We start from the raw sequence: 23,497 nt of genomic DNA on the forward strand, positions 1-23,497 counted from the left end.
GAGCCTTGACAGGTCCGTCATTCTTGCCCAACTGAAAGGCATCTTTTGCACATGCGCGGAGCGTGACACGCTTTGACTTCCCCAGACATTTCCCGGAACCTGCTTTCCAGCATTGAAAACAAAAGCGCCAAAGCGGGGGTTATCGGCCTCGGCTATGTCGGTCTGCCGCTTGCCATGACGATCGCCAGGGGCGGTTTCAAGGTTGTCGGTTTCGATATCGATCCCGGTAAAATTACCGCGATCGAGACCGGGCGCAGCTACATCGAGGCCGTTTCGGACGAGGTGCTGGCGAGTGTGAGACAGGATGACGGCTTTGTCGCCACCTCGGATTTCTCCAGGCTGGCCGAATGCGATGTCATTGCCATCTGCGTGCCGACACCCCTGACGAAATATCGCGAGCCGGACCTTTCCTATGTCGAAAAGACCTGTCGCGATATTGCCGCCCATCTGCGCAAGGGGCAGCTCGTGGTTCTGGAATCGACCACCTATCCCGGCACGACTGACGGGGTGGTGAAGACCATTCTGGAAAGCACGGGGCTCGTCTCCGGCGTTGATTTCTTCATCGGTTTTTCACCCGAACGGGAAGATCCCGGCAATCGCGATTTCGAGACCTCGACCATTCCGAAGGTTGTCGCTGGCGATGGCGAGGCGGCGGGAAAGCTGATGGCGGCATTTTACGGTTCGGTGGTCAAAAAGATCGTCCCCGTCTCGACAAATGCCACGGCCGAGGCGGTGAAAATTACGGAAAACGTCTTCCGTGCCGTCAATATCGCGCTGGTCAACGAACTTAAGGTCGTCTACGAGGCGATGGGTATCGACATCTGGGAAGTGATCGATGCGGCGAAGACCAAGCCGTTCGGTTTCATGCCGTTTTATCCCGGCCCGGGCCTTGGCGGCCATTGTATACCGATCGATCCTTTTTACCTCACCTGGAAATCGCGCGAATATGAATTGCCGACGCGGTTCATCGAACTGGCCGGCGAGATCAATACCGGCATGCCGCGTCACGTCATCGGACGGGTCGCGGAGGCGCTCGATATTCATTCCGGCAAGGCGCTCAGCCGCTCGAAGGTGCTGGTCGTCGGCCTCGCCTATAAAAAGAATGTGCCGGATATTCGCGAAAGCCCCTCTCTGAAGCTCATCGAGCTTATTCAGGAGCGTGGCGGCGAAGCGGCCTATTTCGATCCTCACGTAGCCGAAATCCCGAAAACCCGGGAATATAGCCACCTGATGGGCATGAAATCCGTGCCGTGGAACAGGCAGGCGATCGGCGCTTTCGACGCCGTTCTCGTTGCGACCGATCATGACAATGTGGATTATGCCGCTCTAAGCGAATGGGCGCCGCTTATCATCGACACGCGCAATGTTTTCGCGCGTCGGGATATAGCCGCAAAACACATCATCAAGGCCTGATAACATGAGCAGACTCGATAGTTTCATTCGCCGGCTGACCGCGCAGCGGGATATCCTCAACCATGTCGCAGCCGATCTCGATCTGCCGGATGAAGGCGCGCTCATGGAAATCGGCCTTGGCAATGGGCGCACCTTCAATCACCTGCGGGAATTGTTCCCCAACCGCCGCATCATCGCTTTCGACAGGGCCATGGGTGCGCATGCCTCCTCCGTTCCGGCACAGGAAGATCTGGTGATCGGTGAAATATCGCAAACCGCTCCGGCTTTCGTCGGCACGGAAGCGGCGTTCGTGCATGCCGATATCGGCACGGGCTATCCGGAAAAGGATGCGGTTACCCTCACATGGTTGCCCGATCTTGCGGCGGGCATGCTGGCGAAAGGCGGTCTCGCGGTCAGCGGTCTGCCTCTGGATCATCCCATGTTGAAGCCGCTGCCGGTGCCGGCAAGCGTGCCGACGGACCGCTATTTTCTCTATCGCAAGATTTAAGATCGGGCGCCCCACAGGTGTGTCGGGGCTATCTCATAAATAGCGCTCGCTCTCTTCTTTCGAGAGCAGGAAGACCTTCATTTGTGAGTTGCGGCCGCGGATGGCGATTTCTTCGCTTCTGAGATCGGCAATCTCCTGTCCCGCCTGAACGATGGCCGGTTCGGAAACAACGATGGCTGCACCGAATTCCTTGGCCTTGGATTCGAGCCTGCTTGCCACGTTGACGGTGTCGCCGATGGCCGTCAGGGTTTTGGCCGCGCCATATCCCATGACGCCGACGATGCTCGGACCGGAATGAATGCCGACGACGACTTCCAGACGGACGGCGAATTGTTTCTCCAGCCCCTCGTTCAGGGTTGCTATATCCCGCAATATGGTCGCGGCCGCCTTCATGGCGTTGCGGCAGGCATGTTCCGCGTCCTCTCCAAGTCCGAAAAGCGCCATGGCGCCATCGCCGATGAATTTGTCGAGATGGCCTCCCGCCTGTTCGACGGCCTGGCCGACGATGGTGAAATAGCGGTTCAGAAGGAAGACGACATCATAGGGCAGCTTCGCTTCGGAAAGCGTGGTGAAGTTGCGCAGATCGCAAAAGAGGATGGCGATTTCTTCTTCCCGGCCGGGGCGGGCTGGCTGTGCATCGGCCGGCAGGTCGCTTTGCTGGGGCGGCGAAACGAGAAGGGCGATATCAATATCGCTGGTGGGGCGTAGCTGACAGCCGAGCCGGACATCCGAATCGGCATGGATGCGCCGCAATGTGGTTTGCTCGATGTCTCCCGGTGGCGGCAGCGGGCCTTTGCTGTTCAGAACCTTGACGCGACAGGTTGAGCAGCGTCCCTTGCCGCCGCAGACGGAGTAATGCGGAATTCCCGCAAGGCGGCTGGCTTCCAGAATGCTGAGCCCGGCAGGTACGTGTGCCTGCGCGCCATGTTCATAGCGGATTTCGATTGCCGTCAATCGTTGCCGAAAGCTGCGTAGGCCACGCATAGCGAAAACCAGCATTACCGCGCCGACGAACAATGTCTCCGCCGTGCCGGTGATGAAACGGATCCGTGTTTCCATTTCCCGCTGCAGTGGCAGCTCGTCCTTTTGAATCGTATTGTCGGCAAGTCCGGGCGGAAGCGCGTATTTTTCATCTATTTCCGCCAGCCAGCGGCCGGCGTCGCTGAAGCCCAGCAGCGCCAGCAGCGGCAGCATCACGGCCACCGTCATGAACAGCCCGGCTATCCGCGGATACCAGTCCCGGTAACGCAGCCAGAAATAGAGGCCAATGCATCCGTGGACCCAGATCACGATCAAGGCGAGGCTTTGCCAGGCGCCCTGTATCGGGTTGTTGATCCACAGCCTGCGGATGACCGAATAATAGCCGACATCGATGCCATAAAGCATATGCGACACGCGGATATTGACGGCGTGGCCGATGATCAGGAATGGGATCGACAGGCCGAAGATGACCTGAAGCGCTTCACGGAGCGGCATGCGCAGCGTTCTGCGCAGATAAAGCGAGCGCAGAACAAGACAGACATGCACCAGAACCGAACCGTAAAAAAGCAGGCTGCTGACGGGGTTGAGCCAGATCAGGCTGAACCATTTTCTCGCCCGTTCGGCGGTATCGATGGAGATGAGTGCGAGGGAGTGATTGAAAAGATGGGAAAATACGAAAGCAAATATGATGAGGCCGGATAAAATCCGGGCGCGTCTTAAATTGGTCTCCGAAAAGAAACGGATCATGCAAATCCCATCATGTGGTCATTCAGCGCAGAATCATCATGTAGTATGCGGTGGCACCCTTATTGCAGGCTGTCTCGTGGCAATATCGTGGAGCAATCGAGCGGAAACGGTCAATTGTGCGTGTTCGAACGCCCGCATGGCAAGAGTTGTCGAAATCCGGGTTTCGAAAACGCGGTCGGACAGGTCGACTTCGCCGAAGCCGGATTGCGTCAGAGCTCGATGATCTGGCCGTCCATGGCCGCGAAGGCGCCGCTGAACTGAGCTTTCGCCTGTTTTTCGATAGTGTCCAGTTCTTCGTCGCCGCGGCTTGGTGCATGGTGGATGAAGCCGACATTTTTTGCGCCGGCGTGTTTGGCGAGGCGGATCGCCTGTTGCCAGGACGAATGGCCATAGCCGCGATAAAGGCTCATTTCCTCATCGGTGAACATGGCGTCATAGAGGAAAAGGTCGACATCCCTGATCAGGTCGAGCACGGTTTCGTCCATATCGCCCGGCTCATGTTCGGTGTCGGTGATGATGGCGAGGGACTTTCCTTCCCAGTCCAGCCGATATCCGATGGCGTTGCCGGGATGGTTGAGCATTCCTGTTCTGATCGAAAGGCCGGGATGCACATCGAGCGTATCGCCCGGCATGAAGTCCCGCGTGTCGATTTTTGCGCAGCAGATTTCCAGCGGCACGGGAAACCACGGCGGGCTCATGAAGTCCTTGAGCATTTCCCGGGTGGTCATCGTGCCGGCGAGGTGGCCCGACCAGATGGCGACATCGTTGGAGCTGTTATAAAAGGGCTTGAAATAGGGGAAGCCGACAATGTGGTCGTAATGACAATGCGAGAAGAACAGGTTGACGTCGGTAATGCCTTCCGCCCGCAGCGCAAGGCCAGCGGGATGCAAGCCCGAACCCGCATCGAACAAAAGAACGTGATCGCCGCATCTCACCTCGATGCAGATGGTATTCCCGCCGTATTTTCGGAAGTTTTCACCTGAAACAGGAAGCGTTCCCCGCGCACCCCAGATCTTTACCCGAAAATTTCTATTACTTTCCCGACTTGCTGTGTCGGAATCGAACGCCATGACACACCCCAATAACAACGGAATCTTGCACGCTTTCCTCCCATGAAGCCCGTTGTCTCTATAGATTCTTATATCCGCTCGTTTCTGGCGGACGCCTTTACCCCTTATTCAGTCAGCATTTCATTTATATTGCAATAGTACGACATTTATTTTTCCAATATCGCCATTCAAGGTAGCAAGGAATTGTCGTTTATGTCCGGGCACCTGCCCGCGCTTTGCTCAGTTCCGCCGTCGTCTGGGTAAGGCGTTCGGCCAGAACGCGCATGACCTTGATCGTGATGTCGGGGAAATCGGACATGAGCTTGAAGAACTGTTCCTTGCCAATGCGCAGGGCTTCCACATTGGTGGAGGCGCGAACGGTTGCGGTTCTGACGCTATCGCAGAGGATAGCGATTTCGCCGACAATGGCATTGCCGGTCATTTCGGCCACTTTCAGCGTGCCCGAAGGGGAATCGACCAGAACATCGACTTTTCCGGTCAAGACGACATAGGCCGCATCGCCGACATCTCCCTGACGAAACAGCACGTCGCCAGCATGATAGGACACCCGGTCGGATGCGAATGCCAGTAGTTTGAGCTTTGACGGTTCCATTTCCGAAAAAAACGGCACCCTTTTCAGCATCTGAATTTCGTCTTTAAACAGCATTGACTTACCCTGTTCTTGTTCCACCTCGGTCACCTTCTTGGATTTATGTTGCGACCATGTCCTTGAATGTACCGTTTTCCTCGGCGAGAGTCTCGTAACTTCCGTCGGCGGTGATCAGGCCCTGATGAACAACGATCACTCGCTCGAACATGCGGGAGAGCGTCGCGTTCGACAGAACCCATATGATCGACGGGTTATTGTTGTTCTGTTTCAGGAGTGTGATGACCCGCTCGACAATTTCCTCCTGTTGTCGGGGATCGAGGCCGGGAAGAGGGCGGTTGAAGACGTAATAATCGGATTTGCGGATCAGCGCCCGTGCCAGATTGAGCTTCTGGCGCTGGAGCGGGCCGAGCCGCTTGCCGCCCGCGCCGAGGTTGAAGTCCAGGCCCACCGCCAGCACGCGCTCATAGACACCCTGCTTGCGCATGACATCGGCGACGATGCGGGTGATGCGCCGCGAGGCGTCGGTGTAGCGATGGCTGACCTTGCCGAACAGGATGTTGTCCAGCAGGCTGGTGGCGCTCATATATTTGGTCGGATCGTAGATTTCGATCACGTTTTTCAGGCTGTCGGGCAGGTTCTCATGGAACATGTGCCGGACTTCGACGATCCGCTTCATGATCTCCGGCGACAGCAGGCCGAAACGCTGGCGAGGCTCGATGTAGAAGAAGCTGAGCCGCAGCATTGCGCGCTTTTCGCTTTCATTGGCCTCGTCGAAACTCCGGCTCTGAAGACGTTGCAGCATCTGCTGATAGACCGGAATGTCGTCGGGCGTCATGAAGGTGAGCTGCTGGAAGAAGGGGTGGTCTCCCGGCAGGTCAGCGAAGATTTCCACGATGTTTTCGGCAATCGTGTAACCCATCTCGAACAGGGTTTTTACGAGGCCGGTTTCGCGCATGAGGGAGCGGAAATAGTCGCTTTCGATGACGGTTCGGATTGTCTGGGAAGAATCCCGCATGGTGCCGAACAGCAGGTTCTCCCCGACCGTCGCCTCGCTGTTATAGCTCTCCAGTTCAAAGGGTGCGATGAGGCCGCTCAAATTTTCCTTTTCCAGCTCCGCACGCAGCACATGCCGCAGCTCAACGATGCGCGCGGCAAGATGCAGGTCGGTCAAAGGGTCGATCGACGAACGCAGCGCAAACTCCAGAATATCCTGCGACAGTTCCACGCTGTCGAGGACAGCCAGAATGGCCTGGATGAGATTTTCCGGCCTGCCGTCGCCGGCCGGGCTCGAAGCGTAGTCAATCCATTCGCTGTTGATATCGATCAGCGGATTGCCCGCCATCTTTGCTTCGCGGATTTCCCACTTGCGATGTTCCAGCGCTGACCCCTCATAGTTCCTGTCCGCAAGCGGGGCGTGTTTGAGGCCGTAAAGCAGGTTGTCTTTCAGGCTGGCGTGGAAGAAATAGCTGTCCGAGGACACATAGGAAATGCGCCGCCCGGTCAGCGATTCCGGCAGTTCCAATATGTCGACGTCGTTGATGCTGATCTTGCCCGAGGTTGGCCAGAGCGTGCGGCCGATTGCATCCGCCAGCGCCTCGGCCCCCGAGCCGCCGACGATGGCGATCACCTCGCCCGGCTCGACCTTCAGCGATGCCTGTTCCAGAAGCCGGCTGCCGCTGTCGTCCTCCAGCGTCAGATTGGCGACGACGATCGGGGCGCTGATCGCCGCGACTGCGCCGGGAGACAGTTTCTGCACCTTCTCGTCGATCATGTTCGGGGCATCGAACTGCTCGAAGACCTGCTCGTATTTCACCTGCACGTCCTGACGCGCCTGATCCCAGTCGATCAGTTCCTTCAGCGGTCCGGGCAGTTCCTTATAGGCATTGATGACGGCGACCAGCTGCCCGACATCGAGGCTGCCTTTCAGTGTGAGATAACCGCCGAGCGCATAAAAGAAGAAGGGAGTGAGCTGTGCGAGGAAGTTATTGATGAACTTGACCAGAAACTTCCACTGGTAGAGATCGTAGCGGATCTTGAAGATGTCGCCGAGACGGTGTGAGGCATCCGCCCGCTCGTAATTCGACGTGTCATAGGCATGGATGGTGCCGATACCGTCAACTATTTCGCCGATGCGTCCGGCAAGCTGGCGGGCGCTCAGCTGCCGCTGGCGGCCAAGCTCGATGAGGCGGCGGCGCATTTTGGGAATGATGCCCACCTGAATGGCAGCCATGAAAGCCGCGATCAGGCCCAGCCAGAAATTCTGAACGAGAATGAAGAAGAGCGCGGAGAGCGCCTGGCCGCCGAGAAGGGCCGGCTGCACGAAGGCGTCGCCGGTAAATCCGCCGAGCGGCTCCACCTCGTCTTTCACCATGCTGGAGATTTCCGCGCCTTTGACCCGCTTGAAATGGGAGGGTGGGAACCGCAGAATCTTGTCGATGAGTTCGAAGCGGATGCGCCGCAGAAGCCGCTCGCCAAGGCGGCCCTTATAGGTATTGATGTAATATTTGAAGAGCCCGTTGATGATGACAAGCGCAAGGAACGTCAGGCTGAGCGCCATCAGCATCGACATGCGGTTGAGCTCGAGCCCGGGGAATAATGTCACGGTGCCCCAGTAGGGAATATCGACCGTGAGATGCATGAAAAGCTGCGTCGCATTCGCCCCTTCGAAACCGTCCCCCTGAATTGGGCCGTTGACGATCTGCTTGGGCAGATCGAAGGCGAGGAAATAGGGGATCATCGACAGGGCCACGATCAGCAGAATGAAAAGCTGCTGCCGCCTCGTGTGCGACCAGATATAACGCGTAAGGCTTTGTTCCATATAAAACTTCTATGACCTGTCGGGCGTGGCCCGGCGTGTTGGTTTGCGCGATGTCTAGACGATCCGGTGGCCGGGTGGCGCAACCTCCTCCTGCAAATAGGTATGGGACTCGCTATTTATCAGTATATTCAAGCGGTTTCGAGTAAAATAGCGGCCCCGCCGGGACTTGCCCATCATCGCAGTGTTCGTTTTTGCAGCGTGCGGGCGGCAATGGATATAAATGCGACTATATTTTTAGACTTCTCTAATGTTGTTGTTTTTATTGTAGATCCGGCGGTAAGACGCTTCGATACAATGATCCCGTAATGGTTGAGCCAGACACTGGCGCAATGATGGCAAGGTCGATGGCGATAGATATTTCAGAGCGTACAGGCAGCGATCCGTCTCTTGATGCATTGTCGCTTTCCGGCATTGCCTCGAATGGGGCGGTTGCGCATCCGGTCTCTTTTGATGGGCTCACAGGGATTTTCCATCCGGCGCGCAAGGACGTCAGACAGCGCCATGCCGTTCTTTTCGTCAGCCCATGGGGCATGGAGGAGCTGTGTAGCCGCAAGTTTCAACGGGTACTGGCCGAGCGGCTGGCCGCTTGCGGTGTCGCCAGCCTGCGATTCGACTATCTTGGCGCGGGTGACGCCTTCGACCCTGATGATACGGGCCGTGTAGCGGACTGGATTTCCGACGCGCGCGTGGCGCTCAACTGTCTGAAACGTCTTTCCGGCTGCGCCGAAGTGGTCGTTGTCGCTCAGGGCCTCGGCTGCCTGATTGCTGCTCAGGCGTTTGCCGATGCGGCTGAAGTGGGCTCCATGGCGCTTCTGGCGCCTGTCGTTTCCGGCCGCGCCTATCTGCGTGAGCTGGCGATGTGGTCCTCCATGATCGACGATGGCCTCGGTCTTCGGCCCGCGCAACGGATGACGGAGGCGGGATCGATTGCCGGCGTGGCCATGCCTGCCGGTGTTGCGGATGCGATCAGGAAGGCCAATCTTTCAAATCTGACCGCTGCTCCGGCGCGCAGCATTCTGGCGCTCTCTCGGCCGGGCCGCGTAACCGATGCCGATTTCGCCAGGCATCTCATTGCGATTGGCGGTGCGGTGGAGGAGGCGGAGTTTTCAGGTTACGACGATCTCGTCTCCAGCCCTACGCTTTCGAAAATATCCGACGATGTGGTCAACCGGCTGGTCGATTGGGTGCTCTCCCAGACCCATGCCGAGAGTCCGGCGATCCCCCCGGAGGATTTCACAGTCAATGCCCCGCAGCGTGGGCGCGGTTTTGTCGAGCAGCCGGTGCAATTTGGAGAAGGCGGGCGGCTTTTCGGTGTTTTTTGCGGACCGGACGACCGGGAGGTGGTTTCTTCGGTTCTTCTGCTTGGCGCGGCCTATGACCGGCATGCGGGCTGGGGCAGGCTTTCCGTGCAGATGGCCCGTACATTGGCGCGCGAGGGGGTGGCATCGCTTCGCTTCGACGCGGCCAATATTGCCGACAGTCCTCCGGTTAAAAACGTGCCCGAGCAGGTTCTTTACGATGCCGCGCAGAATGACGACGTGGCTGCCGCACTCGATTTTCTCGGCAAGCGCGGCAAGGGACCTTTCATTGCGGCGGGCCGGTGCAGCGGCGCTTATCTCGCCTTCAACGGCGCAATTGCCGATGAGCGGATCGACGCCGTGGTCGCGGTCAATCCGGTCGTCTTCCATTGGCGCAAAGGCCGCTCGGTGGATGAGGCCCTGCATAAACGCCCGCGTTCCTTCGGCGAATACAGCCAGCGCTTTCGACAGGGCGCGACATTCAAACGTCTCATCAGCGGCGATGTCGATGTGGCAAGCGCGGGGCTGAATATCGTCAAGGCGACGATCAAGAGGCTTTCGACAAAAACGGCGAGGCTGTTCCGCAGGGGCAGCGAGGAAGGGCGTGCCGTCTACGGTGCGTTCGATAAATTGAAAGCGAATGATACTGCCGTTCATTTGCTCTACAGCGACAACGACGATGGTCTGGAACATTTCCAATATTACTTCGACGCCAATGGCGAAGGACTGGCCGCCTATAAGAACGTGTCGCTGACCATTATTCCCGATGCCGATCACAATCTTTCAACGCCGGAAGCCAGACAAATCTATATCGACGCGGTGAAGCGGCTGGCTCTCGCGCATTTGCGGTAAAAATGCCTGGCCGTCATGCTTTAGAAGGAAAATCGCCGCCTGGAACTCAGTGACACGACCTCTCCGGAAGGAGGGGTTTCCGTCGCCGGGGTCTCCGGCAGGAGGCTGATTTTTCTGGTTTCGCCGGGGCCGAGATGGAACCAGTTTTCCGAGGCGTAATAACCCTGTACCTCGACATGGACGGACTGCGCCAGCCGGTCCGTGCCGATTTCAAGAAACCAGTTGCCGCTCGTTTCACTGATCGCGACCTGAAGGTTTGCGGCGTGCAGCGCCTTTTTACGGCCCAGAGGGAAATGGAATGCGTCGGCGATGACGTGTCCTGTCGCAACGTCGCGAAGCCGGGCGACGGTTACGTCATGGGACGGAGGGCCGAAACGATAGGCATAGGTCGTATCGAAAAAGGCGCCGAACAAATCTGTTGCGGCAATGGTCCGGCTCTGTCGCGGCGAAAGCGTGAGCGGTCGTTTGGCGTGGACGACGGGTTGCACACCTTCGCGCAGGCAGGTCAGTTCCAGCATGGCTTCGAGGCCGCCGCCGGTCTCGTTGACGAGGTTTATATCCAGCCCGTTCGTGCCCTCATCGGAAAAAGTAACCTGAATGGGGCGGAACGCCCTTTTCAACGCGTGCCAGACGGATTTGGGCCTGCCGGTCGCATCGATGACACCCCAGCCTGCGCCGGGAACGAGATCCTGCAGGGTCCAGACCAAAGCGCCCTGACAGGAGGAGCCGCTGCGCCGCCATTCGGCGAAAGTCGCCTCCATGACCTCGGCCGTGGCGGCCCGGGACATGTCGAGATAAAGGCCGCCGTCTTCGCGACGCAGAACATCCGGTTCGACGTCGTAGAGCAGCTTTAGATAATGGTCGCGAACATCCCCGAAATCCCAGGATGCCCCGCGATCGCGCGGTGCGCGTGCCTTCCATCGCGGATCGTGCACGGCCACGCCGGGTAGATATCTATCCAGCGTTTCCTGTTCGGGAATATTGGCGAAGGCGAGGCACTCGGCGGCGAAGCGCAGATCGGCCCGGCGGGCGTCTTCCAGCGGGCGGCAATAGGCGCCCACGCCGTAATAATGGCCGACCCCGACATTGGGAAAGAAGGGCAACGCGCCGCCGGAGGGGGAATTGGCGACATAGGCTGTGTCCGGGCGTTTCTCGGCAAGGAGTTCCGGCAGAACCTCCTCGGTGAGCGTTCCCTTCCATATCTGTTCCGGCAGACCGAGCATCGCGCCCTGCTGGTACATTTCACTGCCGCCGCAGAAGACAGTGAGCGATGGAGAAAGCGCGGTGGCTTCGAGGAACTGCGAGATTTCCGTGACGATATGCTGGCGCAGGCTCTCGTCCTTTGCCGGGTAATCGAAATTGGCGAGCATGGCGTCCTGCCAGACCATGATGCCGAGTTCGTCGCAAAGCGCGAAAAATTCCGGAGTCTCATAAGCCATGGTGCCGCCGATGCGGATCATGTTCATGCCGGCTTCCGCGGCTTTTCGAAGCCATGGCTCATAATCCGCCCCGGTTCCCGGCAGGCGCACAATATCGGCCGTTGTCCAGACCGCGCCACGGCAGAAGACCGGCTGACCGTTCACCGTGAGGCCGAAACCCTCACCGTCTTCGCCATGATCGATCTCGACCCGCCGGAAGCCGGTACGCCCCAGCCTATGTTGTTCGCCGTCCAATTCCAAAAGCGTGTCGTGCAGCGCAGGCCTGCCATGGGTGTGCGGCCACCATGTTTCGACTTCGGGTATATGGAGTTCGCCGGAAAACTTGCCGTTCTCATCCCTGGAAAGATCGGCGCTGTAACCCGCGCAGCCAAGCCGTGCCGATTTTATGGGCCGGTTGGTTTCCAGCGAGATGGCGACCGTTCCCGTTCCTGCCTCGTCCAGCGAAGATCGGAGCGTGCAAAGCACCGCGTCCTGTCTGATCAGACTGATGGGTCGCCATGGGCCGGCGGCGTGGATTTCCGGGCACCAGCCGGGCATGTAACCAAGTGCGGTGGTACGAATCAGCCGCAACCCCTGCGTATTCATCATCTGCGGCCGCCAGCGGGCGCGTGGACCGGTTTTTTCAAGCCTCGGCGCAAGCGCCCGGAAGCAGATGCAAAGCTCGTCCGCGCCTGTGAGTTCGACCGGCACTTCCAGCCTTTCGAACATGCTCTGGCTCGCGGCGATCAGCTCGCCGTTGAAGAAGATTTCGGCAATGGTGGAGAGACCGTCGAAGCGCAGGGTGGCGCGTTCGCGCGTTTCGGAAATCATCGTCAGCCGATACCAGGCATCCCTGTCATTGAGAGGCGCCGGGGCAAGGCGGTCAAATTTTCCAGCCGCTTCCAGAGCCTGCGCCACCGTGCCGGGAACGGAGACGTGAAGGCTTTCAAGCGATGCGGGAATATCGGACGGCGTCTCGCAGGCATCGGCGGGCGTCAGCGTCAGCGTCCAGCCTTCGCTCAGCAATTCCTCGCTTTCGCCGGGAAGATAAGTCCTCACGCGGCCTCGCTGGCATCAGTGAGTTTAGTCGAAAGCGCTTCCATCACACCATCCCACGCATCCGCTGCCGGATCGAGCACGGTGGCCAGCGCATCAAATTTGCGGCGCGTGACGGCGCGGGCGAGCTGGAACTGCACGGTCTTGGCAACCTCGGAAATCTTGAGCGCGTGGTCTCTTGCTTCAGAAAAACCCTCCGCGTCCAGCCATTCGAAGTGGCTTGCCGCCAGTTCGAAATTGGCGCCGAGCTGGCGCAGCGTGTTGAAGGCATATTTGTGGAAAAAGCCGAAGGGTCGGTCAGCGACCTTTTCCACCTGCGCCGGAAAAACGCCGGCAAAAGCACGGACCGGGTTGGCGGAGGGCCGTCTGGAAAAATGAAACTTCAGGAGCCGTTCGGCCGTCTTGCGAATATGTGCGGGCGAGGGGCTGCTATCCGCGAATTTCGCAAATTCGGTATAGGGCAGGAATGGCGGGTCCGTCTCGGCCAGATGATGCTGGAACAGGCCGTCAAAATCTTCACCTGAAAGGTGGAAGAAGCCGGCGTTATGGAAATAGTCGAGTTCGCGCTTCGCGAGGTCGAGCCGGTTGATGGCGATGGTGGTCTTGCCATGTTCCTTCCGGTAGCCCACCCCATGGGTATCCGGCATATAGAAGCTGTCCATCTCGATCAGGCAGATGCGTCCGCGTGCGAGCTGCGCCTCGATGTGGTTTTCCACGCTGTCGAAGATCGCAAGTTCGGTGGCGCGAACGCCATAAAGCGCCTCGAGGTCTTCCAGCGGCACCTTGAAGAAGGTGAACTGGTCGCCTTCGAAATCCTGCGTGAGCGTGAAACCGAACATGGCTTCCGGCGGCAGACCTTTCGAGGCCAGCACCTCGATCCATAAATCGATGTAGCAATTGGTCTCCGGCCACATTCTCTCGGAGGAATGGAGCGGATGCTGCACATAGTTTCTGGGATCGAGACCGGGAAAAATCTGCCGCATGAATGATCAGCCCCAGAGCGTTTCCACGACCTTCGCAGGCCATTTCTTCACGTCTAGACCATGATGGGCAAACAGCGCCAGCGCGATGCGTTCAAGGCCGAAACCGACGCAGGCGGTGTGGGCGACATCGCCATTGGCGAGGTTGAGGCCCCATTTCTGGCCGAAGGCATCCTGATGATAATTGAAGCTCATGCAGGCCGTCGGGCTGGTCGTGGATGTGACCGGGATCAAGAGCTCGAATTTCAGGTTCTGGTCGCGCTGGTTGTTGGCCAGCATCTTGCCGGCGCGGCCGAAGAAGGGATCGTTGGCGATATCGATGGTGACGTCTAGCCCGACCGCTTTCATCATCTCCACGCCGCGATCCATCCAGGTCTGGCGGAATTCGGTGACGTCGGATTCGGTGCCCATGCAAACATATTCGCGCATGCGGAAAAGCTGCTGGCGGGCCGGGTCCTTGGAGGGTTCATGGCGGAAACAATAGGACTGGATGTCATAGAGACCGCCGCCGGCAGGCAGTGCGCCGCGCTTGGCAATCGTCGGATAAAGCGGGTAGCAGGCCGCCGGCGTCAGCACGATGTCGGTGGCTTTCTGGTCTTTGGTCCAGTCGCCGCCCTCGTCCATGGTTTTCAGCAGGCTGACATGGTCGAGCTCACAGCCGCAGAAGGAATGGACCGTGCCGGCGAGCTGCGGGAAGCTCTTCATATAACCGCTCTTTTCGAAATAGGCGCGGTTGATGCCGGGCGGAAAACGGATCGCTTCGGCGCCGTCAGCGCCGCCCGTGCGGTCGATCAGCCGCTCGAAGGCGGCAATCACGTCCTCGAACTGGCCGCTGCGTCCATAAAGACCGTCCACACCGGTTTCAATCAGCAGGCCTTCTTCGAACAGTCGATCGAGAAACGATGTTTGCATGTCCATGGTCTTATCCCAAGAGGCTGGTGTCCTGCCTGTGAACCAGCAGGAGATTGGCGGAATTGCCGAGAATGCGGTCGTTGGAAATCATCAGGCGGGCGGAATGCGCGTCGCGCAGGTGGCGACCGAGGCTATAGGGCGTGCCGTTCTTGTAGCCCATGATGCCGCAGACCAGCATGGCATGGTCGATGATCTCGAGAATGGTTTCCGAAGAGCAGATCTTCACATTGTTCATGGCGACGGCAAAGGCCATGGACATCAGTTTTTCGGGGTCGCTCTTGGTGTCCTCGTAAGCCTTTATGCCGGCGATGATGTTGGATTTAACGACCTGCAGCTTGGTGGAGACCTCGGCAAGGCGGATCGCGCCGGGAGGAGCGGTGCCGGGCGATTTGCGCGCCGCGGCTCTGACGAATGACTGGGCGCGCAGCACCGCATCCGAGGCGATGCCATACCAGACGGCGCTCCACAGGAGATGCGAGCTTGCAAGCATGGATTGTGCGGCGATTTCCGCAAAGGGTTTCGGGAATATCTGCGCCGCCGGCGCTTCGCCACGAAACAGGAAGCCGTCCGAACAGGTGCCGCGCATGCCGAGCGTATCCCAGACATGGGTCTTTTCGAGCGTGTACTGGTTTTTCAGAAAGACCGTCATCACCTGATCGGCGGGCGCGGCATCCTTGTGGGCGCGCGAGGTGATGAGGATCGCATCGGCATTGCTGCCATAGGAAATGACGGTGGCGTCCTTTTCCAGCCGGCAGAAATCGCCTTCGACCTCGATTGCACAGATGGAGTTGCGCAGATTGCCGCCAATGCCGCCTTCGGTGGTGGCGGAGCCGAGCAGAAGCTGTTCGCTGGCGATGCGGCTCATGAAGCCGGCATGCCATGCGCTTGTCTCGCCGTGTTCCACCAGGCTGGATGCCTTGATATGGTGCATGGCGAAAATCATCGCGGTTGCCGAACATGCCTGACCGAGCCGAGCGCAGATATCGGCGATTTCCTGTAAGGACGCGCTTTCGCCGCCCAGCGAAGAGGGGACCTGGATGCCGAGCAGGCGTTCCTGTCGCAAGGCGTCGACGGCTTCCTGTGGGAAGCGGCCGGTGACATCCACATCATCCGCGTGTTTGGCGGCAATTGCCGCGACACGGCCCGCGCGCGCGGACAGCGTTTCATCCTGCGGCGCTACGGTGACGTTCATCAGGCTGCCTCTTTACCATCCAGAATGAGCTTAACGGTGTCTTCAATGGCCTTGATGCTCGCAAAGGACTTGCGGTTCAGCAGATTGTCGGGGAATTCGATATCGAATGCTTCTTCGATGCCGAGCATCAATTGCACGGATGCAAAGGAAGAAAGGCCCGCCGCATAAAGATCGGCTTCATCTGCAATCGTATCGACAGGGGTTGGAAGCTGGCCGAATTTGGCCAGTATTTCACGAATAGTCGCGTTCATTCCGACGTATCTCCCATGAATTTCACATCAGGATGGTTTGTGCTTATCGTTACGTTGCAAACGATAATATTCGCCTAAACCGTTAGGTTAATTACAACTAACGGCAGCATGCGCCATTCCCGCACCTTTGCCAAGCATGGATCGTCGGCCTTGACAAATGCCGGTCGGTGTTTTTTGCTGTGGCCATTCACCAGGGGTGTCCCGTCAAGGGGCTGAGATTCTGCTTTCATGCGCAGTGACCCGTTGAACCTGATCCAGTTCATACTGGCGTAGGGACGGTGCAAAGACCGAAGGTCGGCTGGCGTGTGCATTGCGCTGTCGGCGCTGCGGTATTTTCCATCATTCCGGCTCGAACTGGGTCTCCACTGTCAAACTTTGGAGCCTCAAGATGAATATCGCTGCCAAGAATATCCCGTTGTCGGTTACTACGGGGCCGCATGCCGCCTCTACCAAAATCCACAAAGCCGGGATTTTACATCCCCATATCCGCGTGCCGATGCGCGAGATCGCCGTTCATCCAACGGCGGGTGAACCGCCGGTGACGGTTTACGATTCCTCCGGTCCCTATACCGATCCTTCGCATACCGTTCTGATTGAAAAGGGTCTGCCGCGTCTGCGTCATGACTGGATCGTGGCGCGCGGCGATGTCGAGGCCTATGACGGCCGGCACGTCAAGCCGGAGGATAACGGCTTTGCCACCGGCGAACGCCTGACGCCTGAATTTTCCGTGCGCCACCAGCCGCTCAGAGCCACGGCCGGTAAAGCCGTAACCCAGCTTGCCTATGCGCGGGCAGGTATCATCACCCCGGAAATGGAATTCATCGCCATCCGTGAAAATCTCGGGCGCGAGGCGGCCAAGGAGAAGCTGGCGCGCGACGGCGAAAGCTTCGGGGCGCATATCCCTGACTACGTCACGGCGGAATTCGTGCGTCAGGAAGTGGCGGCCGGCCGCGCCATCATCCCTGCCAATATCAATCATCCGGAACTTGAGCCGATGATCATCGGCCGCAATTTTCTCGTCAAGATCAATGCCAATATCGGCAATTCCGCCGTCACCTCCTCCATGGCGGAAGAGGTGGAGAAGATGGTCTGGGCGATCCGCTGGGGTGCGGATACAGTCATGGACCTATCTACCGGCCGCAACATCCACAATATCCGCGAATGGATCATCCGCAATTCGCCGGTGCCGATCGGCACGGTGCCGCTCTATCAGGCGCTTGAGAAGGTCAACGGCATTGCCGAAGACCTCAATTGGGAAGTGTTCCGCGATACGCTGATCGAACAGGCGGAGCAGGGTGTGGATTATTTCACCATTCATGCCGGCGTGCGGCTGCATTACATCCCGCTCACCGTCAACCGCGTCACCGGCATCGTTTCGCGCGGCGGCTCGATCATGGCCAAGTGGTGTCTGCATCACCATAAGGAGAGTTTTCTCTACGAGCATTTCGACGAGATTTGCGATATTTGCCGTGCTTACGACGTCTCCTTCTCGCTGGGCGATGGCTTGCGTCCCGGCTCGATTGCCGACGCCAATGACGCCGCACAATTCGCGGAGCTGGAGACGCTCGGCGAGCTGACGCAGATCGCCTGGGCAAAAGATTGCCAGGTGATGATCGAAGGCCCCGGCCATGTGCCGATGCACAAGATCAAGGAAAATATGGACAAGCAGCTGAAGACCTGCGGCGAGGCGCCCTTCTATACGCTCGGGCCGCTCACCACCGATATTGCGCCGGGTTACGACCATATCACCTCCGGCATCGGTGCGGCGATGATCGGCTGGTTCGGCACGGCGATGCTCTGCTACGTCACGCCGAAGGAACATCTCGGCCTGCCGGATCGCAACGACGTGAAGGTCGGCGTCATCACCTACAAGATCGCCGCCCACGCCGCCGATCTCGCCAAGGGCCATCCGGCGGCACAGGTGCGGGACGATGCACTGTCGCGCGCGCGGTTCGAGTTCCGCTGGGAGGATCAGTTCAACCTGTCGCTGGACCCGGATACGGCGCGCTCCTTCCATGATGAAACCTTGCCGAAGGAAGCGCACAAGGTCGCGCATTTCTGCTCCATGTGCGGGCCGAAATTCTGCTCGATGCGGATTTCCCACGATATCCGCGCCGAGGCGCAGAAGGAGGGACTGGAGGCCATGGCCGCACGCTTCAAGGAAGGCGGTGAGCTTTACATGCCGCTCGCGACGCCTGCGGATGCCGAATAGCATGCGCGTTCTGGTCAAGGGAACGGGGGTCGCCGGTTTGACGGCGGCCTTCGAACTGGCGCGGACCGGTGTTACCGTCGAGGTTTGCGAGCGCAATGCCGAACCCTCTCGCGGCGCATCCTGGTATGCGGGCGGCATGCTGGCGCCTTGGTGCGAGCGTGAAAGCGCTGAAGAGCCGGTTCTGACGCTCGGTCAGGCGGCGCTCGATTGGTGGGATGAAGCGACACCCGGCCTTGTCGTCCGTAACGGCACGCTGGTTGTCGCGCTGGCCCGCGATAAGGCGGAGCTTTCGCGTTTCGCATCGCGGACCGACGGTTATCGCTGGGTGGATGAGGGCGAAATCGCCGCCCTGGAGCCAGATCTTGCCGGGCGGTTCCGTTCCGGGCTTTATTTTCCGGGCGAGGGGCATCTCGATCCGCGTCTTGCACTGAAATCGCTGCATGAGCGGCTCTGCACCATGGGTGTGCAGTTCCATATGGGTATCCCGTTGGATGAAGAGCCGTTCGACCGGGTGGTGGATTGCACTGGCTCTGCGGCAATCGGCGGGATTTCCGATCTTCGCGGTGTGCGGGGAGAGATGCTCTATCTCGCAACCCGGGAGGTTTTCCTGTCTCGCCCCGTCCGGCTGCTGCATCCGCGCATTCCGCTCTACATCGTGCCGCGCCAGCCCGGCCGTTTCATGGTGGGCGCGACGATGATCGAGACGGAAGATGCGGGCGCCATTTCCGCCCGCTCGATGATGGAGTTCCTGAATGCCGCTTATGCCGTGCATCCGGCTTTCGCGGAAGCGGAAATCATCGAGACAGGCACCGGCGTGCGCCCCGCCTATCCCGACAATCTGCCGAAGGTCACGCAGGATGGCCGGACAATTTTCATCAACGGCGCGCACCGGCACGGCTTTCTGCTGTCGCCGGCGATGGCGCGGCAGGCGGCTGAAATCGTCTGTCAAACTCTCTCTCAAAAGGAACGGGATCATGAAACTTATGGTGAATGGCGACGAGCTTGATCTCGCCGCCGAGACGCTGGCCGGCCTGCTCGCCAGCCTCGAATACGAGGGTGAGTGGCTGGCGACGGCGGTAAACGGCGATCTGGTGCATTCGGAAGAGCGCGCCGATTATAAGTTGAAGGCTTTCGACCGTATCGAAATCCTCTCGCCGATGCAGGGAGGCTGAAATCATGCTGACGCTTTATGGCCGCGAGGTCTCGTCCCGTCTCCTGCTCGGCACGGCGCGCTATCCGTCCCCTGCCGTGCTTGCCGATGCCGTGCGGGCGAGCAACACGGATATTCTGACGATTTCACTGCGCCGGGAAACAGCGGCTGGCAAGAAGGGCGGTCAGTTTTTCGAACTTATCCGCGAGCTGGATCGCCAGATTCTGCCCAATACCGCCGGTTGCCACACGGTCAAGGAAGCGGTGCTGACGGCAAAGATGGCCCGCGATGTGTTCCGCACTAACTGGATCAAGCTGGAGGTCATCGGTCATCACGACACGCTGCAGCCCGATGTCTTCGCACTTGTCGAGGCGGCGAAAATCCTCTGCGACGATGGTTTCGAGGTCTTTCCCTATACGACGGACGATCTGGTCGTCGCCGAGAAGCTGCTGGAGGCAGGCTGCAAGGTGCTGATGCCCTGGTGCGCGCCAATCGGCAGCGCCATGGGACCGCTCAATCTGACGGCGCTGAAATCCATGCGGGCGCGTTTCCCGGATGTGCCGCTGATTGTCGATGCCGGTATCGGCCGCCCGTCGCATGCCGTCACGGTAATGGAGCTCGGTTACGATGCCGTTCTGCTCAACACGGCGGTGGCGGGTGCGGGAGACCCGGTCGGCATGGCGGAGGCTTTCGCCCGCGCCATAGAAGCCGGCCATCAGGCATATTTCTGCGGGCCGCTGGAGCCGAGGGACATGGCCGTTCCCTCGACGCCGGTGATCGGAACGGCTGTTTTTTCCTGATCGCGGCTTGTCGTCGACATCAGGCACGTCACGTTTTGCGTTGACAGTGCCTGATGGTGGCGGGATACCGGGAGAAAAGGGAAACGGCATGGCGGCACTCACCAATCTTCTGACGGATATCGGCGGCGTTTCGGTCGGCAATATCACCGATCTTGCCCTTGGCTCCGGTGTTACGGCGATTGTTTTCGAAAAGCCCGCCATTGCCTCCGGTTCTGTTTTGGGGGGGGCGCCGGGCGGGCGCGATACCGGCCTGCTCGACCCCGCGATGACGGTGGAAACGGTGGATGCCTTCGTGCTGTCAGGCGGTTCTGCCTTCGGACTGGATGCGGCGGGCGGCGTTCAGGCCGGGCTGCGCGAAATCGGACGCGGCCTGCAGGTGGGTTCCACCCGCGTTCCCATCGTGCCGCAGGCAATCCTGATGGATCTGCTGAATGGCGGCGACAAGGACTGGGGGCTGCATTCGCCCTATCGCGAGATGGGATATGCAGCCTTCAAGGCGGCGCGTGCGGCGCCATTCGCGCTTGGAACGGTCGGGGCTGGAGCGGGTGCGACGACCGCCACCTTCAAGGGCGGGCTCGGTTCGGCAAGCGCCGTCAGTTCCGGCGGGTACAAAGTGGCGGCCATCGTCGCCGTCAATGCGCTCGGCTCGGCAACCGTTGGAACGAGCCGCCATTTCTGGTCCGCGCCGTTTGAAGTGCAGGGTGAATACGGCGATTGCGGTTTTCCCGATCGTTTCGAGCCGGATCATACCGCGCTGCGCCTTAAGGGGATCAATCTCACGGCAACGACCATCGGTGCGGTGGTGACGGATGCCGTGCTGACCAAGGCGCAGGCGCATCGCCTTTCCATCATGGCGCATGACGGGCTGGCGCGCGCCGTTCTGCCCGCCCATTTGCCAAGCGACGGCGACACCATGTTCGCGGCCTCGACCGGTGAAAAGCCGCTTGAGGGCGGCGTTCATTTCGCCGAGCTTTGCCATCTGGTGACCATGGTGATGGCGCGCGCGGTCGCGCGTGGCGTCTATGAGGCGACGGCCTTACCGGTGGATGGAGCGCAAAAGGCTTATCGCGATGCTCATGGACGGAGCCTTTGAACGATGAGTGAGGCCCTTTCTCCACTGAAGCCTGTTCTTCGTATCGACTTTCCGCCCGGAGAACGTCTCGGCCATGGCAAGATTGAATTGATGGAGCTGATTGTCGAGACCGGCTCCATCTCTGCCGCCGGGCGGGCGATGGACATGTCCTATCGCCGCGCATGGCTGCTGGTGGATGCGCTGAACCATATGTTCACGCAACCGGTTATAGAATCGCAGCGTGGCGGCAAACAGGGCGGCGGTGCGGCGCTGACCGCTTTCGGCACTGAGGTGCTGGAGCGTTATCGCGGCATGGAAAAACGGATGAACGAGACCTTGCGCGCGGATATCGACTGGCTGGAGGCCAACCGCAATCCCGACGCTGCCGTCAATAGGGATCGAGAGCCGCCGACTTTATGATCGCGTGCACCGGTTTTCCCTGCTCCAGCTGCAGCCTCTCGCGTGACAGATCGGTGATGCGCGACTGGATGATGTCGCCGCCGCAATCCACCTGAACGGTGACCATGCCATCTTCGCTGGCAGAAACCGTCGCGACATGGCCCGCGAGAATGTTGAGCGCGCTCAAGCCTTCGGGTTTTACGGTTGCCAGCATCACATCGCGCGCCGGTATGAGCACCCGCGCCGGGCTGCCCGCCGTTCCCCTTTTTGCCGGAACATGCAGCAGCTTGGTCTTTAGCCTCACGGCGGCAAGTCCATGCCGCTCATCAAAGCTTTCAATGTGGCCGGAAAGAATGCTGCCCGCCTCGCGCCGTTCGAGATACGTGCTGAAATCCGGTCTGGAAAGCACGTCGGCCGCTTTTCCCTGCGCCTCCACCTTGCCGTCCTTCATCACCACGATGCTGTCGGCGAGGCGGGCGACCTCCTGAATAGAATGGCTGACATAGACGATCGGGATTTTTGTCTCGTCGCGCAGCCGTTCGAGATAGGGAATGATTTCGGCTTTTCGCTCCTCGTCGAGCGAGGCGAGCGGCTCGTCCATCAGCAACATGCGAGGCGATGACAGAAGCGCGCGGCCAATCGCGACACGCTGTTTTTCGCCACCGGAAAGCTTGTCCGGCCGGCGCTGCAGGAGATGGCCGATGCCGAGCATGTCGACGATGCGGTCTTCATTCGCGCTCCCGCTTTTGTTCACGGCGAACCATCGGCCGTAATGCAGGTTCTGCGCCACGCTGAGATGCGGGAAGAGCCGCGCTTCCTGAAAAACATAACCGAAGCGGCGTTTATGAGCGGGCAGGAACAGCCGTGTTCCGCTATCGGCCAGCACTTCACCATTAAGCAAAACCTGTCCCTCATCCGGCCGCAACAGGCCTGCTATGATGCGGATCATCGAGGTTTTGCCGGAGCCGGAGCGTCCGAACAGCGCGGTGACGCCGCCTTCGGAGGTGAATGACGCATCGAGTTCGAAAGAACCGAGGCGATGGCGGGTAGCGACCGAAAGCGTCATTCCATGCTCACCCGTTTGCCGACGATGCGGGCCAGAAACTCCGAGACGAGCAAAGCGAGCATGGAAATCACGACCGAGACAATGGTTAGCCGCAAGGCGCCGGCATCGCCGCCCGGAACCTGAGTGAAGGTATAGATGGCGGCGGACAAAGTCTGGGTCTCGCCGGGAATATTGGACACGAAGGTAATGGTCGCTCCGAATTCGCCCATGGCCTTGGCGAAAGACAGGATCATGCCGGCGATGATGCCGGGCAGGGTCAAGGGCAGGGTGACGGTGAGGAACACCCAGAACGGGCTTGCCCCCAATGTTCCCGCCGCTTCTTCCAGCTTGCGGTCCACCGCTTCTATGGAGAGGCGGATGGAACGCACCATCAGCGGAAAGGCCATGACGGCGCAGGCGAGCGCCGCCCCGGTCCAGCGGAAGGAAAAGACGATGCCGAACCAGCTATCGAGAAATTGTCCGATCGCGCCCCTGCGGCCGAACAGGACGAGCAGCAGAAAGCCGGTGACGACGGGTGGCAGGATGAGCGGCAGGTGGACGATGCCGTTGAGGAGAGACTTGCCCCAGAAGCGACCGCGCGCCAGCGCCACGGCGACCAGAATGCCGAAAGGCAGGCTGGCAAGCATGGCGATGGACGACACCCACAGGCTGAGCCTGATCGCCGTCCATTCTTCAGGGCTGAGTGTCCACCAATGCAATGCCATATCCTGCAATCGTCATCTCTGGCGGCCCGT

Annotated in this window: 20 protein-coding genes and 1 riboswitch; of the genes, 9 read left to right on the forward strand and 11 right to left on the reverse strand. The window is 59.4% G+C overall.

The annotated features are described in order from the left end of the window. Window positions 1–72 precede the first annotated feature (72 nt). Window positions 73–1,413, forward strand: a complete 1,341-nt coding sequence (locus ACQZ40_RS04560; RefSeq protein WP_448747478.1) for a nucleotide sugar dehydrogenase — start codon at window positions 73–75, stop codon at window positions 1,411–1,413. 4 nt (window positions 1,414–1,417) lie between these two features. Then, on the forward strand, window positions 1,418–1,900 hold the full coding sequence (locus ACQZ40_RS04565) for a class I SAM-dependent methyltransferase (RefSeq protein ID WP_078052412.1): 483 nt from the start codon (window positions 1,418–1,420) through the stop codon (window positions 1,898–1,900). Window positions 1,901–1,933: 33 nt separating this feature from the next. Here the strand turns inward: ACQZ40_RS04565 and ACQZ40_RS04570 are convergent, their stop codons facing one another. From ACQZ40_RS04570 to ACQZ40_RS04585, 4 genes are all read right to left on the reverse strand, one after another. Next, window positions 1,934–3,628 carry an adenylate/guanylate cyclase domain-containing protein gene (locus ACQZ40_RS04570; protein WP_448747479.1) on the reverse strand — a complete coding sequence of 565 codons (1,695 nt, stop codon included), beginning with the start codon at window positions 3,626–3,628 and terminating at the stop codon, window positions 1,934–1,936. Between the two features lie 209 nt (window positions 3,629–3,837). Beyond that, on the reverse strand, window positions 3,838–4,539 hold the full coding sequence (locus ACQZ40_RS04575) for an MBL fold metallo-hydrolase (protein ID WP_244926197.1): 702 nt from the start codon (window positions 4,537–4,539) through the stop codon (window positions 3,838–3,840). Window positions 4,540–4,888: 349 nt separating this feature from the next. Beyond that, on the reverse strand, window positions 4,889–5,344 hold the full coding sequence (locus ACQZ40_RS04580) for a cyclic nucleotide-binding domain-containing protein (RefSeq protein WP_065656995.1): 456 nt from the start codon (window positions 5,342–5,344) through the stop codon (window positions 4,889–4,891). Between the two features lie 43 nt (window positions 5,345–5,387). Beyond that, complete coding sequence (locus ACQZ40_RS04585) at window positions 5,388–8,105, reverse strand: ABC transporter transmembrane domain-containing protein (protein ID WP_448747480.1); 2,718 nt, start codon at window positions 8,103–8,105, stop codon at window positions 5,388–5,390. A 344-nt stretch (window positions 8,106–8,449) separates the two neighbouring features. On the opposite strand from ACQZ40_RS04585, the gene ACQZ40_RS04590 reads away from it, so the two are divergent. After that, a complete protein-coding gene (locus ACQZ40_RS04590; RefSeq protein WP_448747481.1) occupies window positions 8,450–10,255 on the forward strand; it encodes a serine aminopeptidase domain-containing protein in 1,806 nt (601 codons plus the stop codon). A gap of 20 nt (window positions 10,256–10,275) precedes the next feature. On the opposite strand, the gene ACQZ40_RS04595 is transcribed toward ACQZ40_RS04590, so the two are convergent. Genes ACQZ40_RS04595 through ACQZ40_RS04615 form a run of 5 tightly spaced genes read right to left on the reverse strand, consistent with a single transcriptional unit; the run spans window position 10,276 to window position 16,064 of the window. Then, the gene (locus ACQZ40_RS04595) at window positions 10,276–12,732 is read right to left on the reverse strand and encodes a glycoside hydrolase family 2 protein (protein ID WP_448747482.1); all 2,457 of its coding nucleotides are present in this window, start codon (window positions 12,730–12,732) and stop codon (window positions 10,276–10,278) included. Next, complete coding sequence (locus ACQZ40_RS04600; RefSeq protein WP_448747483.1) at window positions 12,729–13,712, reverse strand: DUF1839 family protein; 984 nt, start codon at window positions 13,710–13,712, stop codon at window positions 12,729–12,731. Before ACQZ40_RS04600 ends, ACQZ40_RS04595 begins: the two co-directional genes overlap by 4 nt. Window positions 13,713–13,718: 6 nt before the next feature. After that, complete coding sequence (locus ACQZ40_RS04605; RefSeq protein WP_142844343.1) at window positions 13,719–14,627, reverse strand: amino acid--[acyl-carrier-protein] ligase; 909 nt, start codon at window positions 14,625–14,627, stop codon at window positions 13,719–13,721. A gap of 4 nt (window positions 14,628–14,631) precedes the next feature. Then, complete coding sequence (locus ACQZ40_RS04610; protein WP_448747484.1) at window positions 14,632–15,813, reverse strand: acyl-CoA dehydrogenase family protein; 1,182 nt, start codon at window positions 15,811–15,813, stop codon at window positions 14,632–14,634. Further along, window positions 15,813–16,064: an acyl carrier protein gene (locus tag ACQZ40_RS04615; RefSeq protein WP_003504852.1), complete on the reverse strand. Its 252-nt coding sequence runs from the start codon at window positions 16,062–16,064 to the stop codon at window positions 15,813–15,815. The genes ACQZ40_RS04610 and ACQZ40_RS04615 overlap by 1 nt, the downstream gene beginning before the upstream one ends. Before the next feature lie 182 nt (window positions 16,065–16,246). Continuing rightward, window positions 16,247–16,358, forward strand: a riboswitch (TPP riboswitch). Between the two features lie 94 nt (window positions 16,359–16,452). Here ACQZ40_RS04615 and thiC point away from each other — a divergent pair. From thiC to ACQZ40_RS04645, 6 genes are all read left to right on the forward strand, one after another. Next, window positions 16,453–18,276 (forward strand): phosphomethylpyrimidine synthase ThiC, encoded by a 1,824-nt coding sequence (gene thiC / locus ACQZ40_RS04620; protein ID WP_065657003.1) that lies wholly within the window; start codon window positions 16,453–16,455, stop codon window positions 18,274–18,276. 1 nt (window position 18,277) lies between these two features. Beyond that, the gene (gene thiO / locus ACQZ40_RS04625; protein ID WP_448747485.1) at window positions 18,278–19,282 is read left to right on the forward strand and encodes a glycine oxidase ThiO; all 1,005 of its coding nucleotides are present in this window, start codon (window positions 18,278–18,280) and stop codon (window positions 19,280–19,282) included. After that, on the forward strand, window positions 19,251–19,448 hold the full coding sequence (thiS, locus tag ACQZ40_RS04630; RefSeq protein WP_059759987.1) for a sulfur carrier protein ThiS: 198 nt from the start codon (window positions 19,251–19,253) through the stop codon (window positions 19,446–19,448). The genes thiO and thiS overlap by 32 nt, the downstream gene beginning before the upstream one ends. 4 nt (window positions 19,449–19,452) lie before the next feature. Continuing rightward, on the forward strand, window positions 19,453–20,226 hold the full coding sequence (locus tag ACQZ40_RS04635) for a thiazole synthase (protein ID WP_020813457.1): 774 nt from the start codon (window positions 19,453–19,455) through the stop codon (window positions 20,224–20,226). An 88-nt stretch (window positions 20,227–20,314) separates the two neighbouring features. After that, on the forward strand, window positions 20,315–21,319 hold the full coding sequence (locus ACQZ40_RS04640) for a P1 family peptidase (protein ID WP_448747486.1): 1,005 nt from the start codon (window positions 20,315–20,317) through the stop codon (window positions 21,317–21,319). A gap of 3 nt (window positions 21,320–21,322) precedes the next feature. Continuing rightward, window positions 21,323–21,718: a winged helix-turn-helix domain-containing protein gene (locus ACQZ40_RS04645; protein WP_448747487.1), complete on the forward strand. Its 396-nt coding sequence runs from the start codon at window positions 21,323–21,325 to the stop codon at window positions 21,716–21,718. On the opposite strand, the gene modC is transcribed toward ACQZ40_RS04645, so the two are convergent. Next, window positions 21,687–22,763, reverse strand: a complete 1,077-nt coding sequence (modC, locus tag ACQZ40_RS04650; protein WP_448747488.1) for a molybdenum ABC transporter ATP-binding protein — start codon at window positions 22,761–22,763, stop codon at window positions 21,687–21,689. The two genes, ACQZ40_RS04645 and modC, sit on opposite strands and share 32 nt — an antisense overlap. Then, entirely contained in the window at window positions 22,760–23,467 is a 708-nt protein-coding gene (gene modB / locus ACQZ40_RS04655; protein ID WP_174036494.1) for a molybdate ABC transporter permease subunit, read from the reverse strand. The genes modC and modB overlap by 4 nt, the downstream gene beginning before the upstream one ends. Window positions 23,468–23,497 lie beyond the last annotated feature (30 nt).

The organism is Agrobacterium sp. 16-172Ci, from assembly GCF_053522725.1.